Here is an 18,775-nt window from a genome sequence, read left to right as displayed (position 1 = left end):
AACAGCATGAGCCGCAGCGACGTCCTGGTCGACGCCGACTGGGTCCAGGACCACCTGGACGACCCGAGCGTGGCCATCGTCGAGGTCGACGAGGACACGTCCGCGTACGAGAAGAACCACATCAAGAACGCGATCCGGATCGACTGGACCAAGGACCTCCAGGACCCGGTCCGCCGTGACTTCATCGACCAGGAGGGCTTCGAGAAGCTCCTGTCGGAGAAGGGCATCGCCAACGACACGCTGGTGGTCCTCTACGGCGGCAACAACAACTGGTTCGCGTCCTACGCCTATTGGTACTTCAAGCTGTACGGCCACGAGAACGTCAAGCTCCTCGACGGTGGCCGCAAGAAGTGGGAGCTCGACTCCCGCGACCTGGTCGTCGAGGTGCCCGCGCGCGCCGCGACCGACTACAAGGCCAAGGCCCAGAACACCGCGATCCGCGCCTTCCGCGACGACGTCGTGGCGGCCATCGGTTCGCAGAACCTGGTCGACGTCCGCTCGCCCGACGAGTTCAGCGGCAAGCTGCTCGCCCCGGCCCACCTTCCGCAGGAGCAGTCGCAGCGTCCGGGCCACGTCCCGAGCGCCCGCAACATCCCGTGGTCGAAGAACGCCAACGACGACGGCACCTTCAAGTCGGACGACGAACTCAAGGAGCTCTACGCCGAGGAGCAGGTCGACCTCGCCAAGGACACCATCGCGTACTGCCGTATCGGTGAGCGTTCCGCGCTCACCTGGTTCGTGCTGCACGAGCTGCTCGGTGTGCAGAACGTCAAGAACTACGACGGCTCCTGGACCGAGTACGGCAGCCTGGTCGGCGTCCCGATCGAGCTCGGCGCCAACAAGTAACCCTCAAGGCCTGAAGGACGGAATCGAAATATGTGTGGAGCGAAGGCCGGCGGCCCCGACGCCTCGACGATCAAGCCCGGTGAGACCACCATCCAGGGCCAGGTGACCCGCGACGGCGAGCCCGTCACCGGTTACGTGCGCCTGCTGGACTCGACCGGCGAGTTCACGGCGGAGGTCCCCACCTCCGCGACGGGCCAGTTCCGCTTCTACGCGGCCGAGGGCACCTGGACCGTACGCGCCCTGGTCCCCGGCGGCACCGCGGACCGCACGGTCGTCGCCCAGACGGGCGGCCTCGCCGAGGTCGCGATCGCCGTCTGACGGCACCTCTGAGGGCCGGAGGGCCGCACCCCGGGGTTGGACGCCCGGGGTGCGGCCCTTCGGCATGTACGGGCCTACGCTTGAGGTATGTACGCACGACGGCGACACGTCTACTTCGCCATGATGGGGACGTGCATCGGTCTTTTCGTCCTGGCCTGGGGAGTCGTAAGGATCTGGTCGATTCCCGTGGCCGTGGGGATGTGTGTGGTGGCGATGGTGATTCCGCCGTTCGCCGCGATGGTCGCCAACCGGCGGGGGCCCGAGGACCGCTGGTGGGACGACCCGTCCGGGGATCAGAAGTCCGACGAGTGGTGGGACGAGCTCGACGGCAAGAAGCGCCGCCCGTAGGAGGGCGCGCGCACCACCTTCCCTACGCGCGGCACCTTCAGTAGACGAGTGCCTGGGTCTCGTCCGCCATCGCCTCCTGGACGAACACCTGGGCGCCCGCGATGCGCACGCCGTCGATGACGTCCTTCTCCGTGATGTCCCGGCGCGCCGCGCACTGGGTGCACAGGGTGAGTCGGCCCGCGGCCAGAACCGAGTCGATCAGATCGGGCAGCGGCGCCGCGTGCGGCAGCTCGAACTCGGCGGCCCGGCCCGGCAGCGCGAACCACGCGGACTCGCCGGTCAGCCACAGGGAGACCTCGACCCCGCTGGCCACGGCCACCGCCGCGACCGTGAACGCCTGCGAGCAGCGCTCGGGGGCATCGGCCCCCGCCGTCACCTTGATCACGAGCTTCTTCGCCATGGCCGCATGGTAGTCCGGGGGCGTTCGGGGAGAGTCCGAATCGTGATCATGTCCCTTACAACCCCGGGAGATTGCCATGGGTCTCCTGTGCGCGCGGATATGGAATCCGCGCGTCGCGTTCCGTGGGGGGATGTCGTGGAAGTCGAAGAGATGGATGAGGGGATCCGTGAGGAGATCCCTGAGGAAATCCGTGAGGAGATCCCTGAGGAGATCCGGGAGGAAACGCCTCGCGTACGTCGGCGGGGGCGTACGGCCCTGTTGATCGCCACGGCCGCGGTGCTCGGGCTGGTCGGGGGCACCTGTGCCGGTTTTCTGATCCAGGCCGACCGGGAGCCGACCAAGCTGCCGTCGCTCTCGCAGCCCGTGGTCGTCCAGGCCGGGGGCGCCGGTCCCGAACCCCTGTCCGCCGCGCGGGACCGCCGGGTGAAGACCGACGACGACCTGCGCAAGCTGCTGGTCAAGCGGCCGAAGGGGACGCGGGACGCCGCGTACCTGCCGGGCGAAAACGGCTGGATGGGCATCGCCGACTACGCGGAGGAGTACACCAAGCCGGCCAACGCCTTCGGCGACCTGATCAGGGCCGAGTTCCGGCGTGCGGCTGCCACCGGCTGGACGGTGGGCAGCACGTACAGCGTGGAGGTCCGCCTCATCCAGTACCGGCAGGAGGAGAAACTCGGCGCCTCCGACGCCGCCGCCGAGGGCCGCTACTGGGCGAACACGAAGAGCGGCACCCAGGTCTGGGCCGTCCCGGGGACGGGCGACGGCATGGCCTACGTCCACACCAAGCCGGACACGAAGCCCGGTTACCTCCCGATGTACGAGGCCGAGGCGCATGCCTGGCGCGGTGACATCGCCATGGAGATCTGGATCTACGACACCAAGCCGATTCCCAAGGCCAAGATCATGGACCTGGCCGAGCGGCAGATGGAGCGGCTGTGACCGACGAGCAACCGATGAGCGAGCAGCCCGTCCAGGAGCCCGCGCCCGAACCCGTTGCGCCCGAATCCATCGCGCCCGAACCCGTCGCGCCCGAACCCGTCGCGCCCGAACCCGTCGCGCCCGAATCCATCGACCCCGAATCCATCGCCCCCGTCAAGAAACCCAAGAAACCCCTCCGCCGGGGGCGCATCGCCGCCGTCGCCGGATCCGTGCTCCTCGTCGCGGCCGTCCTCGGCGGCGCCGGCTACACCGTCGTGACCGTCCAGGACGCCGACCGGGACCCCGGCGCGCCTTCCTGGACCTTCCCGGTTCCCGCCCCCAACGACGCCAAGACGGCGAAGACCGCCTCGGGGCTCGCCGCGATGCTCGTGCCCTACGGCACCGAGGGCTGGAGCCGGGGCCCGGACATCGGCGAGTTCGGCTCCGACGCCTCGCTCAGCGGGCCCGAGGCCACCGCTCTGCGCAAGGAGGCGCTGCGCGACCTGCCGCGTTCCCAGCGGCGGGAGTTGGAGAAGCGGATCGACAAGCAGCGCACCGAGGGCATCGCGATGCGCAGCTACCTCAGCACCTCCAGCGGGTTCAGCTCCACGCTGTACGCCGACAGCGGCTTCACCATGAGCGTCGAGCTGGCCCAGATCGAGGACAGGGCGGCGGTGAAGGGTATGTCGACGTTCCAGAACGAGTTCTTCGACGCCCTCAAGATCTTCCGCAAGGGGCCCGAGATCAAGGGCCACAAGAACGCCGAGTGCTTCCTGCCGCCCAAGGACAAGGACGAGAAGCTCGACATGATGGTCTGCTCCGCCTACCAGGATGACGTGCTGGTCAGCGCGACCGCCTACGGGGCCAAGCCGTTGAACACCAAGGGTGTCGCGATGCTGCTGCGCGAGCAGCTCGACCGCATCGCCGAGCCGGGGGAGGCGGCATGACCGAGCGGACGAACTCCGTCGAGGACGTGGCGGCGACGCCGGTCGAGAACGCGACGCCGGTCGAGGACGCCACGCCGGTCGAGAACGCCACGCCGACGCCCGTCGAGGACGGGACCACGACTCCGGTCGAGGTGCCGGAAGCGCTGCCACCCGCGCCCGAGGAGGCACCGGCCCCGGTGCGCAAGGACCGTCGGGTGCTGCGGGCCCTGCTGCGCTGGACCGCCGCCACCGTGGTCTTCGCGGCGGTCGGCACGTCGGTCGCGTACGGCATCACCCGCATGGACCGCACCGACGTACCCGGTCTGGCGACGGAGTCGGACGGGCGCTGGGACTACCCGACGATCACCCGGCCGCCGCTGCCCTCCGGCAGCCCGCGCCCGCTCGCCGAGTCGAACAGGACCGGCACCCACTACGCCGACCTGCGGCGGCTCGTACTGCCCGCCCCGAAGGGCGCACACGTCGACACGGCGCTGCGTGGGACGGACGGCTGGCTGGCGACGAGGACGTTCCTGGCGGAGTACGCCACGCGGGACGACCGGGAGACGGTCGGGCAGCAGCTGACCGACCACGGGCTGCGGCACATCGCGGCGCGCGGCTGGACGACGCCGGACGGTACGCACACACGGATCTACCTGTTGCAGTTCGACTCCGTCGTCGTCGCGGACGAGGTGAACTCGCCCGGGCTGACCAGCTACAGCTCGCCGATCTACGCCCTGCGTGGCGCCGAGCGGGCGATGGCCGACGACCGGTTCCCGGACCGCGCCACGGTCGACGACGTGATCCGCCACGCGTACGACGAGATCAAGCCGTACGGCGCCGAGCAGGTCCGCCAGGCGTACCTCTCGGCCGGGGACACCCTCGCCCTGATCGTGCAGTCCCGCAAGGGCGCCGCGAAGGCGGTGCCGTTCCAGCAGACGGTGGTCCTCCAGAGCCAGCTGCTCGGCTGAACAGGCCGGGGTACCTCGCAAAGAATCGCCCAGGAGTACCTCGCAGAGAGCCCCGAGCCCCGGCCCACTAAGCTGGGGCTCGGCTCTTGTACCGCCCACCCCGCTCATCCGAGGAGCACCCCGTGGAGATCTTCTTCGAAACCCTGCTGGTCCTGGTCTGCGTCGGCGTGCTCGCCTTCGCCGGGCTGACCGTGAAGAAGCTGTACCAGGGCCAGCGCTGACCCCCATCGAGGAACTGCCGAGCTCATGATCGAGATCCCGTCCGACCTGCACAAGGACCTGCTTCCCCTTGCCTTCCTGCTCGGCGACTGGGCCGGTGCGGGCGTTCACGACTTCCCCGGCTCCGAGAAGTGCAACTTCGGGCAGGAGGTCACCTTCACCCAAGACGGACGGGACTTCCTGGAGTACCACTCGCGCACCTGGGTGCTCGACGCCGAGGGGAACAAGGTCCGGCCTCTGGAGACCGAGTCGGGCTTCTGGCGCATCGACGGCAACCGCAAGGTCGAGGTCGTCATGATCCGCGACGACGGTGTCGTCGAGATCTGGTACGGCGACCTGGCCGCCAAGCAGCCGCAGATCGACCTGGTCACCGACGCTGTGGCGCGCACCGCCGCGTCCGCCCCGTACAGCGGCGGCAAGCGCCTCTACGGCTATGTGAAGAGCGACCTCATGTGGGTCGGTGAGAAGCAGACCCCCGAGGTCGAGCTGCGCCCCTACATGTCCGCGCACCTGAAGAAGGTCGTCACTCCGGAGGACGTCGAGCGCTGGGCCAAGGCCCTCCCGGACGACATGCCGGACGACGGAATCGCGTTCTTCAAGTAGCCGGCAAGCAGTCAGGAAGCGGTTCGGAAGTGGTCCGGCCGGTTCGGCGGCTCTTCTCAGGTCGTCACATCCCGGAATGGTCCTAGACTTCCTGTGTGGTGAGCACCGACTGGAAGAGCGACCTGAGGCAGCGCGGCTACCGGCTGACGCCGCAGCGCCAGCTTGTCCTCGAAGCCGTGGACACCCTGGAGCACGCGACCCCCGACGACATCCTCATCGAGGTGAGGAAGACGGCGTCGGGGGTCAACATTTCCACCGTCTACCGGACCCTGGAGCTCCTGGAGGAGCTCGGTCTGGTCAGTCACGCCCACCTCGGGCACGGCGCGCCGACCTACCATCTCGCCGACCGGCATCACCACATCCACCTGGTCTGCCGGGACTGCACGAACGTCATCGAGGCCGACGTATCGGTCGCCGCGGAGTTCACCGCGAAGCTCCGGGACACCTTTGGCTTCGAGACGGACATGAAGCACTTCGCGATCTTCGGCCGCTGCAAGGACTGTTCTCTCAAGAGTTCAACTACCAAGTCGTAGGCTAGGTGTATGAAGAGTCCTCTCCTGTCCCTGCCCGGCGCCGTCCCCGCCGAAGGCGTGGATGAACAGGTCGCAGCCCATTACGGCGACCTGTTCCGCGAGCAGCGCGCCCTCGCCGACGGCAACGGCTTCGTGGACCTCTCGCACCGCGGCGTCGTCGCGGTCACCGGCGAGGACCGGCTGAGCTGGCTGCACCTGCTGCTCACCCAGCACGTCGCGGACCTCCCGGCGGGCCGCGCCACCGAGGCGCTGATCCTCTCCGCGCACGGCCACATCGAGCACGCGCTGTATATCGTCGACGACGGCACCACGACCTGGGCCCACGTCGAACCCGGCACCCAGGACGCGCTGCTCGCGTACCTGGAGTCCATGAAGTTCTTCTACCGCGTCGAGACCGCCGACCGCACGGACGACTTCGCGGTCGTGCACCTGCCGGCCGGTTCGATCGCCGAGGTCCCCGAAGGCGTGGTCGTACGCGAGACGCCGTACGGGCGTGATCTCTTCCTGCCGCGTGCGGACTTGGAGTCGTACGCCGAGAAGGCCGGTCCGGCGGCCGGCCTGCTGGCCTACGAGGCGCTGCGCGTCGAACACCACCGCCCGCGGCTCGGTTTCGAGACCGACCACCGCACGATCCCGCACGAGCTGGGCTGGATCGACACCGCGGTGCACCTCCAGAAGGGCTGCTACCGGGGCCAGGAGACCGTCGCCCGCGTGCAGAACCTGGGCAAGCCCCCGCGTCGGCTCGTCTTTCTGCACCTGGACGGCAGCGAGGTCCATCTGCCGCCGCACGGCGCCGAACTGCGCCTCGCGGACGACGGCCCCGACGGCCGGAAGATCGGCTTCATCACCACCTCCGTACGCCACCACGAGCTCGGCCCGATCGCACTCGGCCTGGTGAAGCGGAACGTGCCGCTGGACGCGCGGCTGCTGGCGGACACGACGGCGGCGGCGCAGGAGGTCGTGGTCGAGCCGTAGGGGCTCAGACGGGTCGCATCTCCTGGGTCACATCTCCAGGAGCACGGTGAACGGGCCGTCGTTCGTCAGCGAGACGCGCATCTGCGCGCCGAACCGGCCCGTCGCCACCGTGGCACCCAGCGCGCGGAGTCGGGCCACGACCTCGTCGACGAGGGGTTCGGCGACATCGCCGGGTGCGGCCGCGTTCCAGGTGGGGCGGCGGCCCTTGCGGGCGTCGCCGTACAGGGTGAACTGGCTGATGACGAGCAGCGGCGCGTCGATGTCGGAGCACGACTTCTCGTCCGTCAGCATCCGGATGGACCAGAGTTTGCGGGCGAGTTGGGCCGCCTTCTCCTTGGTGTCGTCGTGCGTGACACCGACGAGGACGCACAGCCCCTCGCCGTCGATCGCCCCGACCGTTTCCGGACCGTGTTCCCCGTTCACGACGACGCTCGCGCCGTCCACCCTCTGCACCACCGCACGCATGGCAACCATCATGCCGTGCGGGGAGGAGCCCCCCTGCACGGGGCTCAACGCCTTCGCGGCACAGGGCTCAATGCTTTCGCGCGTGATCCCCTGACCTCTTTCGAGGGGTCCTTTGGGGGTTTCTTTTTGCTCCTTACCCCCCATCTGGGGCCGATCGGGGGCACTCGGTCACATAGCGGCCACTTGGGGTGGCACGATGCGTGTGTTGCGGTGCAACCGTGGGGTGGACCGCGCCGGTCGAGGGGACGGTAGAGGCACATGAGCACACCGAGTACCGGGCAGCAGCCGCCCGGGGCTGTGTCGTTGACCCGTACGAGTCCGCGGGCGGGAGGCGGTCGTTCGGGGGTTCCTCGTCCTCCCGTGCAGCGCACCGACAGCCCGCTGCCCCCGGACCCGCCCGCGCCCGAGCTGCCCCTGCTGCGGCTGCCCGAACTGCGGACCCTGCGGCGCGACGCGCAGCGCGACGAGGCCGACCTCAGCTATGTGCGGCGGCTGCTCCAGGGGCGCATCGACATCCTGCGGGCGGAGCTGGCGCGCCGCGGGGGACTGCGGGCGCCCTCCGCGGTGTCGGGAGCGCCGCTGGTCTCGGGCCTGGGAACGAGTCCGGGGCTGCGGCCGGCCGGGGGAGGGGAGCGGGTTCCGGTTCCGGCGGGGCGTCGGTCGTCGACCGGCTCGCGGAGATCCTGACGGACGCGCCCGCCCGGCACCGTTCGTCGGCCCGCCATGTGACAGTGGGCACACCGTACGGCGAGGAGTACCGGCGGCTGGCCGCTGACATGCTCGCCGAGGTGGAGCTGTCGGACCTGGAAGCACGTACGGACGACGAGCTCGGCGCGGGGATGGGACGGCTGGTGCGCTACGAGCAGCAGGTCTCCCGGCGGCGCCAGCGCCTGCAGCGCACCGCCGACGATTGCAGCGCCGAGATCGCCCGCAGGTACCGTGATGGGGAAGCACAAGTAGACGACCTGCTCATGTGACGCGGTGGCCCCCGGCGATCCCGGGGGAGCGTGCGACGGCTGGGGCGGCGCCGGCGCTCCGGGACGTCCGGGGCCGGGCCCCATGGCTGCGTACGGTTCCGCGGTCGCGGCGGCCGCGCCCGGGAACGGCCCGGGTCGCGGTCGTGGGGCTCGGCCGGGGACACGCCATCGGGGGACCTCCCGTACGGTGCCGCGGTTCGATCACCGCGCGGGTCCCTGTCATGGAAGGCCACCGCCGATGTCCGCCGCCGCTCCTGTCGTCCCCGCAGACCCCTTCATACCGCCTGTTCTCGCCGAGGTCGTCCGTTCGGGATTCGTCGAGGGGCGGCATCGGGGCAGCCTGGTGCTGCTGGCCGCGGACGGGTCGGTCGAGCTGGCGCTGGGCGAGGTGACCGCGCCGGTCTTCCCGCGCTCGTCGAACAAGCCGATGCAGGCGGCGGGTGTGCTGCGGGCGGGGCTTGACCTGGCAGGCGAACGGCTGGCTCTCGCCGCCGCCAGCCACTCCGGGGAGGCCTTCCACCGCGATCTCGTCCACAAGATGCTGGCCGAGCACGGGCTGGACGCCGGGCAGTTGCAGTGCCCGCCGGATCTGCCGCTGGACCCGGCGGAGGCGGAGACGTATCTCGCCGGGGGCGCGGTCCGTGACCGGGTCACCATGAACTGCTCCGGCAAGCACGCGGCGATGCTCGCGGTGTGCGCGCTGCGAGGCTGGCCCCTGGACTCCTACCTGGACCCCGGGCATCCGCTCCAGCAGCTCATCCACACCGTGGTCGAGGAGGCGGCGGGGGAGTCGGTGACGGCGGTCGGTACGGACGGCTGCGGTGCGCCGCTGATGGCGATCAGCCTCACGGGCCTCGCCCGTGCCTTCCGCTCCTTCGTCCTCGCCGCCCCCGGCTCCGCCGAACGCCGTGTCGCCGACGCCATGCGCGCCCACCCCGAGTACGTCGCCGGCACGCGCCGTCCCGACACCTGGCTCATGCGCGAGATACCGGGTGCCCTCTCCAAGATGGGCGCGGAGGCCGTCCAGGCGGTGGCCCTCCCCGACGGCAGGGCCCTCGCCTTCAAGATCGACGACGGCGCCACCCGCGCACTCGGGCCCGTCCTCGCCCGCGCCCTGTCCCTCCTGGGCACGCAATCCCCGATCCTCTCCAAAATCGGCCACGCCCCCCTGACCGGCGGAGGCATTGAGGTGGGCGAAATCCGAGCGACGTTCTAGCCCCACCCTCCAAGCGTCCCTCGCCCCCGCCGCCCCTACCCGCCCCATCCCAGGGTCCCCGCCCCTTGTACCCCTGCGGGGCTGCCGCCCCCCTCCGGAGGGCTGCGCCCCTGCGCCCCACCGGGGGATCCCCCCTGGACCCCGCATCGGCCTGGGTGGTCTCGTCCTCACACGGTGGACGGGCTGACGATGCGCGCCAGCGCACTCGAGGGGCGCGGGGAACCGCGCGACCAGCCCCCACCCGCCCGCAGCCGAAAGGACGGCCCACGGGGTCCGGGGCGGAGCCCCGGGGATGGGACGGGTAGGGGCGGCGGGGGCGAAAACGGTGCGACAGGGGTCTGCGCGGCGCCCTAGCGTGCCCCCATGAGCCGTCGCGAAGAAATCGACGTACGAACGATCACCGAGACCGAGATCCCGGCCTGGATCCGCGCGCTGAACACGGGGTTCCTACGTTCCCCGGCCGTATCGGACCAGGAGATCACCAACCGCGGTTCGAGCATCCTCCCGCAACGAACTCTCGGCGCGTTCGACACCGGCCTCCCCCACTCTCGACTTCGCTCGAACGGGGGGACCCCCATCATCGCCACCTTCCGATCGTTCCCGCAGCAGCTCACCACCGTCGGTGGCACCCCCGTCCCCGCCGACGCCATCACCAACGTCTCCGTCACCCCCACCCACCGCCGCCGAGGCCTCCTCACCCGCATGATGGCCACCGACCTCACCGCGGCGAAGGACCGCGGCGACGTGGTCGCCACCCTCATCGCCGCGGAGTACCCGATCTACGGGCGGTACGGCTTCGGCCAGGCCACCACCGCCACCGAGTGGACCATCGACGTCTCCAGGTCGGGCCTGGACCCCCGCTGGTCCGGGCCGACCGACGGCGCCCGTATCGACCTGGTGGACGGCGACGACGTACGCAAGCTCGGCCCGGACCTGCACGACCGCCTTCGTCGCACCCAGCCGGGCGCGGTCAGCCGCGACGAGCGCTGGTGGCAGATCAACACCGGCGCACTGAGCCTGAGCGGCGACTCCTGGAAGGAACCCTTCTACGCCGTGTACCGCTCGGCGACCGGCGAGGTGGAGGGCCTGGTCTCGTACGAGTCGGACGACAACTGGGGCGACGTCAAGCAACCGCTGAACACGGCGGAGGTGAACTGGCTGATCACGGTGACCCCGGCGGCCGAACGCGCCCTGTGGCGGTACCTCTGCTCGATCGACTGGATCGCCCACGTCAAGACCGGCTGGCGGGCCCCCGACGACCTGCTCCCGCACGTCCTCCCCGACCCGCGCGCCGCCCGCATCACGACCCAGGCGGACTGGCTGTGGGTGCGGATCCTGGACGTAGTACGGGCTCTGGAGGCGCGTACGTACGCGGGGTCCGGGACCTTGGTCCTGGACGTCACCGACGGGGACGGACTGTCCGCCGGGCGCTACCGCCTCGAGGCCGGACCCGACGGGGCGACCTGCGCGCCGACCACGACGACCGCCGATCTCACCCTGAACGTGGGCGAGTTGGCGGCCCTGTGGCTGGGCGACGAGTCGGCGGTGCGGCTTGCCGCGCTCGGGCGGGTGTGCGAAGAACGAGAGGGCGCCGCCGTCGTCGCCGACGCCCTGCTCCGCACGTCCAGGCGACCGTGGTGCCCGGACATCTTCTGATTCCGATGCTGATTCCGATGCCGATCGGTGCGGCCTGTAAGGCTGGTGTGGGGCTCCTTCCGGTTTTGTCGGTGAGTGGTGGTGCACTGCATCCGTAGCCGTGCGGTTGTGTGGTTGCTCGATGGTGCGGTGGTGCGTTGAACGGACTGACCGAGCTCCCGGCTCCCCTCCGGAGGGGAGCCCGGTCAGCCGGACTGCCGGACGGTGGCGTCCGATCAGCCGGACTGGGCGAGCAGCATCACGAGCAGGACGGCTCCGATGCCGCTGATGGTGGTGTTCTTGGCCTTGAGGCCGACGGACAGCGCGACGAACGCGATGATGCCCAGCGGCCCGTACTTCCACTGGATGAGTTGCTCGAATCCGATGGCGAGGGCGGCGACGGCGAGGGCGATGAGCGGCATGACGTTCCCTCCTTGGGGTCCTGGGGAGGACGACTCTGGCGGCCAACCCTCGGGAAGTATGACCATGTTGTGTAAGTTGGCAACCAACTCACTGATACTTATCTCCGCGTTGGGTCGACTCATAACCACCTATCCTGCAACTGCCCAAAGATGGCGCGAAGTTGTAGTGTTTGGTCGTGGAACCGGAACACGCCTCCGTCAATGGACGGAACAGGTCACCACGGCCACAGAGGTCACACCGCGAGGTGGCCGACGAGCTGCGCAGCCGGATCAGGTCCGGCCAGCTGCGGCCGGGGCAGCGCATGCCCACGCAGGCCAAGCTGGCCGACGAGTTCGGAGTCGAACGCGGGGCGGTCCGGCAGGCGCTGCGCATCCTGCAGTCGGAACATCTGCTCGTCAACGTGTCCAAAGGGAGCCCGGCGACCGTCGCCGACACCCTGGGGCGGGCTCTGACCGGCCCGGAAGCCTCACCCCAGCCCACCACGGTGGCACTCGGCGGCCGGATCACGGCCGCCTTCGAAGCCCCGCACGTGGAGATCGACGCGCTGTGCCTGACGTCGATATCGCTCACCCTTGCCATGGGCGAACCCCTCCGGCAAATTCACGCGGGCCGAATAAAACCGGCCAGGGTGGACGTCCGTGTGCTGCTTCCCAGCAGTGACATCGACCTCGCCTTTCCCGCGCCGGTGGACGCACCGGTCGACGCCTCGGCGGCCGGCCGGCTCCAGCGCAGTTGGCTGACCAACCGCAACGCCCAGGGCCAGGTGCTGCGCCACAACCTGCTCGCCCTGCGTGCCACGCACGGCATCGACGTCAACGTCACCTTCCGTGCGCTCCCCTTCACCCCGCCGGTGAAGTTGTACCTGCTCAACGGGGTCGAGGCGCTCTTCGCCTACTACACGCTGACCAGGCGCGAGGAGGAAGTGGACCACGAGTACCTGGAGATGTACGACGTCCAGGGCACTCAGTCCATGCTGTTCCCCTTCGCGCAGGGGGCCGGGCTGCGGGACACCACGTTCGTGGAGCAGTCCCACCTCTGGTTCAACGCGCTGTGGGAGACCATCAGCTCGAAGCTGCTGCTCTCGAACTGACCGACTCTCCCCTGCACGTCACAGGGCAGGACCCGCGACCATCAGGGCGAGGACGACCGCGCCGATGGAGCTGCAGGTGGGGCTCTTGGCCTTGATCCCGATGGTGAGGAGCAGCAGGCCGATGACGCCTGTCGTGCCGTACTGCCACTGCACGAACTGGTCGAAGCCGACGACGAAGAGGGCGGAGAGAAGGGCTATGGCGGGCATGGGCGGTTCTCCTGCTTCTACTGTGGCGTGGTGGTTCCTCTGGGGTGTGCGAGGGTGAGGCCGGGTGAGTCGGTGAACGGACTCGGGTGGGGGAGGCAAAACTTCCGCCAACTTGGCTAAGTTGGTGACCAACTCTGATTAAGTTGTCCCCACTTGGCTACTAGCCATAAACAACTTTCAAACAACTCTCCGTAGATGGACGAGAGTTGTAGCGTTTGGTCGTGACCCAGGAGAACGTTGCAGTGAACGGCAGCAGAAGGCTCTCGCCCCAGGAGATCGCCGACGTCCTGCGGGATCGGATCCGAGCCGGTGACCTCAAGGCGGGCGACCGCCTGCCAACTCAGGCCGAGTTGGCAGAGGAGTTCGGTGTCGAGCGGGGCACCGTCCGGCAGGCCCTGCGCGCGCTCCAGGACGACGGACTGCTGAGCAACGTCAGCAAGGGCAGCCCCCCGCGGATCGCGGAGCCGCCGGCCTCGGCCGGGAACGAGCCGCAGACGACGATGGTCGGACTGGCTCCCCGGCTGGCCGACGCGTTCTCCGCGCCGCACGTCCGGGTCGACGCGGCCTGCCTGACCGCCGAGACCCTGATGCTGGCGCTCGGCGAACCGGTCCGGCTGATCCACGAGGGCCGCATCCGCCCGGAGTCGATCGACGTCCGCATCCTGCTCCCGTCCCGGGACATCAACCTCGCCTTCCCGGTCCCCGTCGACGGCCGCGGTGACGACGACCCGGTCCACGAACGCTGGCTCGCCCAGCGCAACGCCCAGGTCCACGTCCTCCAGCACAACCTGCGCGCCCTGCGCTCCTCGCACGGCATCGACGTACGCGTGGCGTTCCGGGCCCTGCCCTTCACCCCGCCCATCAAGCTGTACCTGCTCAACGGCGTCGAGGCTTTGATCGCCTACTACATGGTCACCCGGCGCGAGGAGGAGATGGCCGACGTGACGCTGGACATGTACGACGCCCTCGGCTCGGACTCCCTCCTCTTCTCCTTCGAGAAGCGGACCGGTCAGCGGGACGCCGCGTTCGTGGACCAATCCCAGAAGTGGTTCGACGCCCTCTGGGAAACCATCACCACGGACCTGACACTCTCTTAGTGACTTCTGATACGGCGCAGACTGAACCTGTGGCAGCAGAGACCGAGAACTTGCGGGAAGTGATCGAACGCGCTCACTTTGTACTCTTCGACTTCGACGGGCCGATCTGTCGGCTCTTCGCGGGGCACTCCGCGGAGGATGTGGCGAAGGACCTGGTGGAGTGGCTGGAGCGGCAGGGGCTGCGGGGACTGCTCACCGAGGAGGAACAGGTCCACCCGGACCCGATGGTGGTCCTGTACGCCGTCCACCGCCGCCATCCGCACAGCGATCTGGTGAGCGAGCTGGAGGAACGTCTCACCCAGCAGGAACTCAAGGCGGTGCCGTCCGCCTGGCCCACCGCGTACGCGGACCCGCTGATCCGGACCTGGAGCGCCGTCGGCGCACGGCTGGCCATCGCGACCAACAACTCGGCCCGCACCGCCACCGGTTACCTCGCGAGCCGGGATCTCACCAACTGCTTCGCCCCCAACATCTACGGCCGGGGCCAGGACCTGCACCACCTCAAGCCGGACCCGCACTGCCTCAACCGCGCCCTGAACGCCCTGGGCGCGGCCCCCGCCGCCGCCCTGATGATCGGCGACGCCCCCTCGGACTACGAGGCCGCCCGCCAGGCCGGCGTCCCCTTCCTCGGCTACGCCCGCACCGCCTACAAGGAGAAGCTCCTGCGCGAAGCGGGCGCCGAGGACGTGGTGAGTTCACTGGAGCCGGTACTGCGGGTGCTTCGGGGGTCGGCCTGAATCGTCGGCGAGCCTGGAGGCGCCGGGCCGGGAGGCGCCAGGTCTGACCGCGTCAGGTCTGGATCTGAAGGGTCAGCAGGAAGAAGAGGGCCGCCGACCACCAGGCCAGGCGTGGGTGTCCCGCTCGGACCCCCACCAGAAGGAGGGTCAGCAGAACGAGACCCACCAGCCCGAGCTCCATCCGCACGAGTTGCGTCACGCCGAGCTCGAGTCCCACGCCCACCAGTTGAAAGAAGATCACGTATCCCACCCCGTCCACTTCAGTGAATCCGTCAACTAGTCGTCCAATTGGACTGGTTACCTCAAATGGAATGTGCCCTGTCTGCTTGATCCCTTAACGGGCAGTCAACTTCCAGCCCTGCCAACCTTCCAATCCGGTCACTCAAGTGCCGGGAAGCGGGTTTGCCCATGGGGCGGGCGAGGTACGGTCGCGGTGTGAGCGGAGAACGCGGCGAGGGAGGCGGTACGGAGTTCCAGCGCATCCTGGAGACGCTGCGAACCCGTATCGCCGACGGCACGTACGCGATCGACTCCCACTTGCCCGCGCAGCGCGAGCTGGCCGAGGAACTCGGGGTCTCCCGCGACACCGTGCAGCGTGTACTGCGAGAGCTGAACAACGAAGGATGGATCAAGTCCCGTCAGGGCAGCGGATCGCGGGTTGTGAAGAGCCCGACCCACCTGGGCAACCCGAAACAGGAAGTGCCCCGGGTGCGCGCGACTCTGGGCACCTTCGTCGCACGGGCATTCGCCCAGCCGACCGTACGACTGGACGTGTTCACCCTCACCTCGGAGTCCCTGGACGCCCACATCCGACTCCAGGCCGAGCACATCCGGCTCAAGGAGATCACCCCCGAGCGCATCGAGCTGCGCATCCTGTTGCCCTCGGAGTCGCTGGACCTTCCCTACCCGCGCATGAAGAAGTCGAGTGAGGACCAGTCCGCACAGCCGGAACCCGACCAATCGGGCCGATTGCAGGACCGGCTCCGTGCCATCACCGAGCGGCATACGATTTCGTTGCGTGCCGCTCTGCGCGATCTGCAGACGGAGGGTCTGGTGCCGTCAGTGCGGGTGGAGATCCGGCATGTGCCATTGGCGCCGGCGTTCAAGCTGTATCTGCGCCCGGGCGTCGAGGCGCTGTTCGGCCCGTATCAGGTGGTGGAGCGGCCCATCCTGCTGGACGACGGCGTGGAGGTCGAAGCCACGGATGTCCTCGGTCTCGGATCGACCCTGACCCGTCACGTCAACGACGAGGGCGATCCGGACTCCTCCGGGTCTGTGTTCATGGAGAGCATGCAGGCCTGGTTCGACTCCTGCTGGCGTCTCCTCGCGGATGCGCCCTGAGGCGACGGCGGGAGCCCCGAGGCGACGGCGGGGAGCACCGGGCCGACGGCCGGGAGCACTGGGGCTGCCCTCGGTCCGACGGGAAGTCGACCGGGCCTCCAACAACTCCGTGTTTCCGGGAGGTACAACTCTTTCTCAAGTAGGCACCGATTTCGTAGAGGACTCAGCCGGACTTCTGGGCGGGCACTAGGGTGTGCTCACCCTCATCGCCATGCATGAACATCAGCGATAATGCACAGTTATTCAGGAGTGACCGTGGGTGTTCCGTCGCTGTCCGGCCTGTCCGGCCCGCCGGCTCTGGAAAGTGCGGCGGACACGGCGTACGAGGACTTCGTGCGCTACGCCAGGGCATTCGGGTCGTTCGGCCGCGGTCACCACAACCGGAACTACATGGTGCGCCCCTTGACGGAGAACGACTCCCGTCTCGTGGCGTGCGACGACCGTGCGCCGGTGACGGTACGGGAACGTATCGCCTCGGTCGTGCCCGTGGTCATCAGAACGTGGCAGGACGAGGCGGAGATCCTCAACACGATCTGGCGCGTGCTGCCGCACGTTCCGCGGTGCCTGGTCAAGCGCGGTGACGTGACCATCCTCAGCTATGTCGAGGGCGTGCCGCTGTCGCGCATCTGCCCCAACGGCAAGCCGGTGGACTCCAGCCTGATCCTTGCGCTGGTGGATCTTCTCGCGGACATGACGCAGGTTCGCAGGCAGCATCTCCCTGCGCTACCGGCGTCCTGGCCGCGCTCCAGCAGGGACAGCAGAGGCTTTCTGCGGGCGTTGGCATCAGCGGCTGAGGAACAGATCCGCCGGCGTAACTGGAATGATTTCGGCGGGCTGTTCGCGATGCTGGGCATCCCCGAGGACGCGATGGTGCGGTTCGCGGAGCGGGTGCCGGCGCTCGTCAGCCGCCCCTTCAGCCTGCTCCACACGGACCTGCACCGGGACAACGTCATCGTGTCGTACGACGGTGACCCGCCCCTGATCTGCGTCGACTGGGAGCTGGCGAGCTACGGCGATCCGCTGCACGACCTCGCGACGCACCTCGTGCGCATGAAGTATCCCGACCACCAGTGGCCCGAGGTGATCGAGGCATGGCGTGAGGTCATGGGCCGACGGCGGCTCAAGGCCGTACACGGGCTGGACCGGGACCTGAAGCACTACCTGGCCTTCGAGCGCGCCCAGTCCGTCTACCCGGACGTGATGCGAGCCGCCACGTCGCTCCGTGGCTCCTTCGACCAGCGGGAACTCGAAGCGGCGACGCAGGAGGTGTACCGAGCCCTGAGGCTGGCCGAGGAACCGCTGCGGCTCGCGAGCGTGCCGGACGCGGCGGAGATCGAGCGCATTCTCTTCCGCTGGAACGAGTCCCACGCGGGCCGGGATCACCCGAACGGTCCGATCTCACAGATCGTCTGGGAACCCGACGACCGAGTCCAGCCGCATCCACGGTTTCCCGCGCCCGTCGTGAGCAGGGCCCTCTTCGAGGAGGGGGCCGCATCCGCGGAACGTGTGTTCAAGGGAACGGCCCATCTCAATACGGCGGTACGGGTGCCGGGATACCCCCTTCCCGTCATGGTTCGCCGGAAGATCGGCACGGCGAACGCCCGGGAGCGCAGGTTCCTCAATGAGCATGCCGTCCTGGGCGCCATCGAGCGGTCAAACGTTTCCGTACGCGCCCCGAGAGTGCTGGCCCTGGGCACCAGCGGCCTGCGGGAGCAGTTCACCGTCCAGTCCTACGAAGGTCCGGCGGACGGGTTCCGCCCACCGGACCACCCGACCGACGGACTCCGGCCGCACGAGGCGGACGATCTCGTGGATCAGCTCGCGGCGCTGACCTTCGTCGCCTACGAGACGCTGGATCCCGAAGCGGCGCGGTTGAATTTCTACCGGGAGCTTCAGGGCGAACTGGTCCGCATGGTGACCGAACTCCCCCCGGCGACGCGAGACCTGATGCGAGAACTGGGGCTCCCCAACGGAGGCCGTCTCGGTGAGATCCTCGGTCGCCACACCCTGGTCCCGCGCCGCCCCGTGCTCCTGCACGGCGACCTCAACCCCTGGAACCTCGTGCGCCGTGAGAGTGGCGGTCTGACCCTCATCGACTGGGAGATGGCTATGGTCGGTGACCCGCTGTACGACCTGGTCCGCCACATACACCTCACCCCCACGCGTCCGGAGATCCGTGAGCGCCTGTTCTCCCGCTGGGCCCGTCTGCTGCCCGAGGACTGCACGAAGGGCTGGCGTGAGGACTGGCGTGTCTACCGTTGGATGGAAGTCGTCCGCTCGGCCTACGTGGACCTCGACCGCCTCGTGACCGGCGACAGCCTGGACGCCCCCAACGTCCGGCGTGCGGTGGACGCCTACGCGATGACCCTGGCCGGCGCCACGGCAGCGCTGGGACTCCCGGACAAATCGACCGCGAACCCCTATCTCGCCCGTGCGCTGCCGCGGGGAGACCATGGGGGCCAACGGACAGCCGAGCACTTCGCGGACGCCTGACCTGTTGTCGGCTGCGGGCGGTCGGCGGCCTCGATGCTGC

General features: G+C 69.0%; 21 protein-coding genes and 1 pseudogene. 17 read left to right on the top strand and 5 right to left on the bottom strand.

The window, feature by feature from the left end:
* Positions 1 to 6: 6 nt before the first annotated feature.
* The 3 genes from AAFF41_RS23360 (at position 7) to AAFF41_RS23350 (ending at position 1,512) form a co-directional block, all read left to right on the top strand.
* Positions 7 to 846: a sulfurtransferase gene (locus tag AAFF41_RS23360; protein ID WP_319748625.1), complete on the top strand. Its 840-nt coding sequence runs from the start codon at positions 7 to 9 to the stop codon at positions 844 to 846.
* Between the two features lie 30 nt (positions 847 to 876).
* Complete coding sequence (locus tag AAFF41_RS23355; protein WP_054232391.1) at positions 877 to 1,164, top strand: DUF1416 domain-containing protein; 288 nt, start codon at positions 877 to 879, stop codon at positions 1,162 to 1,164.
* 87 nt (positions 1,165 to 1,251) lie between these two features.
* On the top strand, positions 1,252 to 1,512 hold the full coding sequence (locus tag AAFF41_RS23350; protein ID WP_067371511.1) for a DUF3099 domain-containing protein: 261 nt from the start codon (positions 1,252 to 1,254) through the stop codon (positions 1,510 to 1,512).
* Positions 1,513 to 1,549: 37 nt separating this feature from the next.
* On the opposite strand, the gene AAFF41_RS23345 is transcribed toward AAFF41_RS23350, so the two are convergent.
* The gene (locus tag AAFF41_RS23345) at positions 1,550 to 1,912 is read right to left on the bottom strand and encodes a DsrE family protein (RefSeq protein WP_054232393.1); all 363 of its coding nucleotides are present in this window, start codon (positions 1,910 to 1,912) and stop codon (positions 1,550 to 1,552) included.
* 150 nt (positions 1,913 to 2,062) lie between these two features.
* On the opposite strand from AAFF41_RS23345, the gene AAFF41_RS23340 reads away from it, so the two are divergent.
* From AAFF41_RS23340 to ygfZ, 6 genes are all read left to right on the top strand, one after another.
* Entirely contained in the window at positions 2,063 to 2,851 is a 789-nt protein-coding gene (locus AAFF41_RS23340; protein WP_343324586.1) for a hypothetical protein, read from the top strand.
* The gene (locus AAFF41_RS23335; protein ID WP_343324585.1) at positions 2,848 to 3,777 is read left to right on the top strand and encodes a hypothetical protein; all 930 of its coding nucleotides are present in this window, start codon (positions 2,848 to 2,850) and stop codon (positions 3,775 to 3,777) included. Before AAFF41_RS23340 ends, AAFF41_RS23335 begins: the two co-directional genes overlap by 4 nt.
* Positions 3,774 to 4,724, top strand: coding sequence for a hypothetical protein (locus AAFF41_RS23330; RefSeq protein ID WP_343324584.1), 951 nt, complete (start codon positions 3,774 to 3,776; stop codon positions 4,722 to 4,724). The genes AAFF41_RS23335 and AAFF41_RS23330 overlap by 4 nt, the downstream gene beginning before the upstream one ends.
* Before the next feature lie 246 nt (positions 4,725 to 4,970).
* Complete coding sequence (locus AAFF41_RS23325) at positions 4,971 to 5,546, top strand: heme-binding beta-barrel domain-containing protein (RefSeq protein WP_097285290.1); 576 nt, start codon at positions 4,971 to 4,973, stop codon at positions 5,544 to 5,546.
* A gap of 95 nt (positions 5,547 to 5,641) precedes the next feature.
* Positions 5,642 to 6,079: a Fur family transcriptional regulator gene (locus tag AAFF41_RS23320; RefSeq protein ID WP_099921901.1), complete on the top strand. Its 438-nt coding sequence runs from the start codon at positions 5,642 to 5,644 to the stop codon at positions 6,077 to 6,079.
* Positions 6,080 to 6,088: 9 nt separating this feature from the next.
* A complete protein-coding gene (gene ygfZ, locus AAFF41_RS23315) occupies positions 6,089 to 7,054 on the top strand; it encodes a CAF17-like 4Fe-4S cluster assembly/insertion protein YgfZ (RefSeq protein ID WP_319748629.1) in 966 nt (321 codons plus the stop codon).
* 27 nt (positions 7,055 to 7,081) lie between these two features.
* Here the strand turns inward: ygfZ and dtd are convergent, their stop codons facing one another.
* Entirely contained in the window at positions 7,082 to 7,519 is a 438-nt protein-coding gene (gene dtd / locus AAFF41_RS23310) for a D-aminoacyl-tRNA deacylase (RefSeq protein ID WP_343324583.1), read from the bottom strand.
* A 258-nt stretch (positions 7,520 to 7,777) separates the two neighbouring features.
* Between dtd and AAFF41_RS23305 the strand changes: the two are divergent.
* From AAFF41_RS23305 to AAFF41_RS23295, 3 genes and pseudogenes are all read left to right on the top strand, one after another.
* Positions 7,778 to 8,496, top strand: a pseudogene (locus AAFF41_RS23305) (RsiG family protein).
* Between the two features lie 238 nt (positions 8,497 to 8,734).
* Positions 8,735 to 9,712, top strand: coding sequence for an asparaginase (locus AAFF41_RS23300; protein ID WP_343324582.1), 978 nt, complete (start codon positions 8,735 to 8,737; stop codon positions 9,710 to 9,712).
* Positions 9,713 to 10,075: 363 nt separating this feature from the next.
* Positions 10,076 to 11,368, top strand: a complete 1,293-nt coding sequence (locus AAFF41_RS23295) for a GNAT family N-acetyltransferase (protein WP_319748633.1) — start codon at positions 10,076 to 10,078, stop codon at positions 11,366 to 11,368.
* 215 nt (positions 11,369 to 11,583) lie between these two features.
* Here the strand turns inward: AAFF41_RS23295 and AAFF41_RS23290 are convergent, their stop codons facing one another.
* Positions 11,584 to 11,769 carry a hypothetical protein gene (locus tag AAFF41_RS23290; RefSeq protein ID WP_054232402.1) on the bottom strand — a complete coding sequence of 62 codons (186 nt, stop codon included), beginning with the start codon at positions 11,767 to 11,769 and terminating at the stop codon, positions 11,584 to 11,586.
* A gap of 170 nt (positions 11,770 to 11,939) precedes the next feature.
* Here AAFF41_RS23290 and AAFF41_RS23285 point away from each other — a divergent pair, with 170 nt between their 5' ends.
* Positions 11,940 to 12,860: a winged helix-turn-helix domain-containing protein gene (locus AAFF41_RS23285; protein ID WP_319748634.1), complete on the top strand. Its 921-nt coding sequence runs from the start codon at positions 11,940 to 11,942 to the stop codon at positions 12,858 to 12,860.
* Positions 12,861 to 12,878: 18 nt separating this feature from the next.
* Here AAFF41_RS23285 and AAFF41_RS23280 read toward each other — a convergent pair whose 3' ends face one another.
* Entirely contained in the window at positions 12,879 to 13,067 is a 189-nt protein-coding gene (locus tag AAFF41_RS23280; protein ID WP_054232404.1) for a hypothetical protein, read from the bottom strand.
* A 215-nt stretch (positions 13,068 to 13,282) separates the two neighbouring features.
* On the opposite strand from AAFF41_RS23280, the gene AAFF41_RS23275 reads away from it, so the two are divergent.
* Positions 13,283 to 14,164 (top strand): GntR family transcriptional regulator, encoded by an 882-nt coding sequence (locus AAFF41_RS23275; RefSeq protein WP_054232405.1) that lies wholly within the window; start codon positions 13,283 to 13,285, stop codon positions 14,162 to 14,164.
* A complete protein-coding gene (locus tag AAFF41_RS23270; protein ID WP_319748635.1) occupies positions 14,164 to 14,901 on the top strand; it encodes an HAD family hydrolase in 738 nt (245 codons plus the stop codon). Before AAFF41_RS23275 ends, AAFF41_RS23270 begins: the two co-directional genes overlap by 1 nt.
* Positions 14,902 to 14,953: 52 nt before the next feature.
* On the opposite strand, the gene AAFF41_RS23265 is transcribed toward AAFF41_RS23270, so the two are convergent.
* The gene (locus tag AAFF41_RS23265) at positions 14,954 to 15,142 is read right to left on the bottom strand and encodes a hypothetical protein (RefSeq protein ID WP_143608528.1); all 189 of its coding nucleotides are present in this window, start codon (positions 15,140 to 15,142) and stop codon (positions 14,954 to 14,956) included.
* Positions 15,143 to 15,336: 194 nt separating this feature from the next.
* Between AAFF41_RS23265 and AAFF41_RS23260 the strand changes: the two genes are divergently transcribed.
* Together AAFF41_RS23260 and AAFF41_RS23255 are read left to right on the top strand one after the other, a co-directional pair.
* A complete protein-coding gene (locus tag AAFF41_RS23260; RefSeq protein ID WP_319748637.1) occupies positions 15,337 to 16,242 on the top strand; it encodes a GntR family transcriptional regulator in 906 nt (301 codons plus the stop codon).
* Positions 16,243 to 16,497: 255 nt separating this feature from the next.
* Positions 16,498 to 18,735 carry a phosphotransferase gene (locus AAFF41_RS23255; protein WP_415925882.1) on the top strand — a complete coding sequence of 746 codons (2,238 nt, stop codon included), beginning with the start codon at positions 16,498 to 16,500 and terminating at the stop codon, positions 18,733 to 18,735.
* Positions 18,736 to 18,775: the final 40 nt, after the last annotated feature.

It is taken from the genome of Streptomyces mirabilis, from assembly GCF_039503195.1.
GTDB lineage: Bacteria > Actinomycetota > Actinomycetes > Streptomycetales > Streptomycetaceae > Streptomyces > Streptomyces mirabilis_D.
Note: the sequence above shows the minus strand (reverse complement) of the source record. Positions and strands in the feature narration are given on the sequence as shown.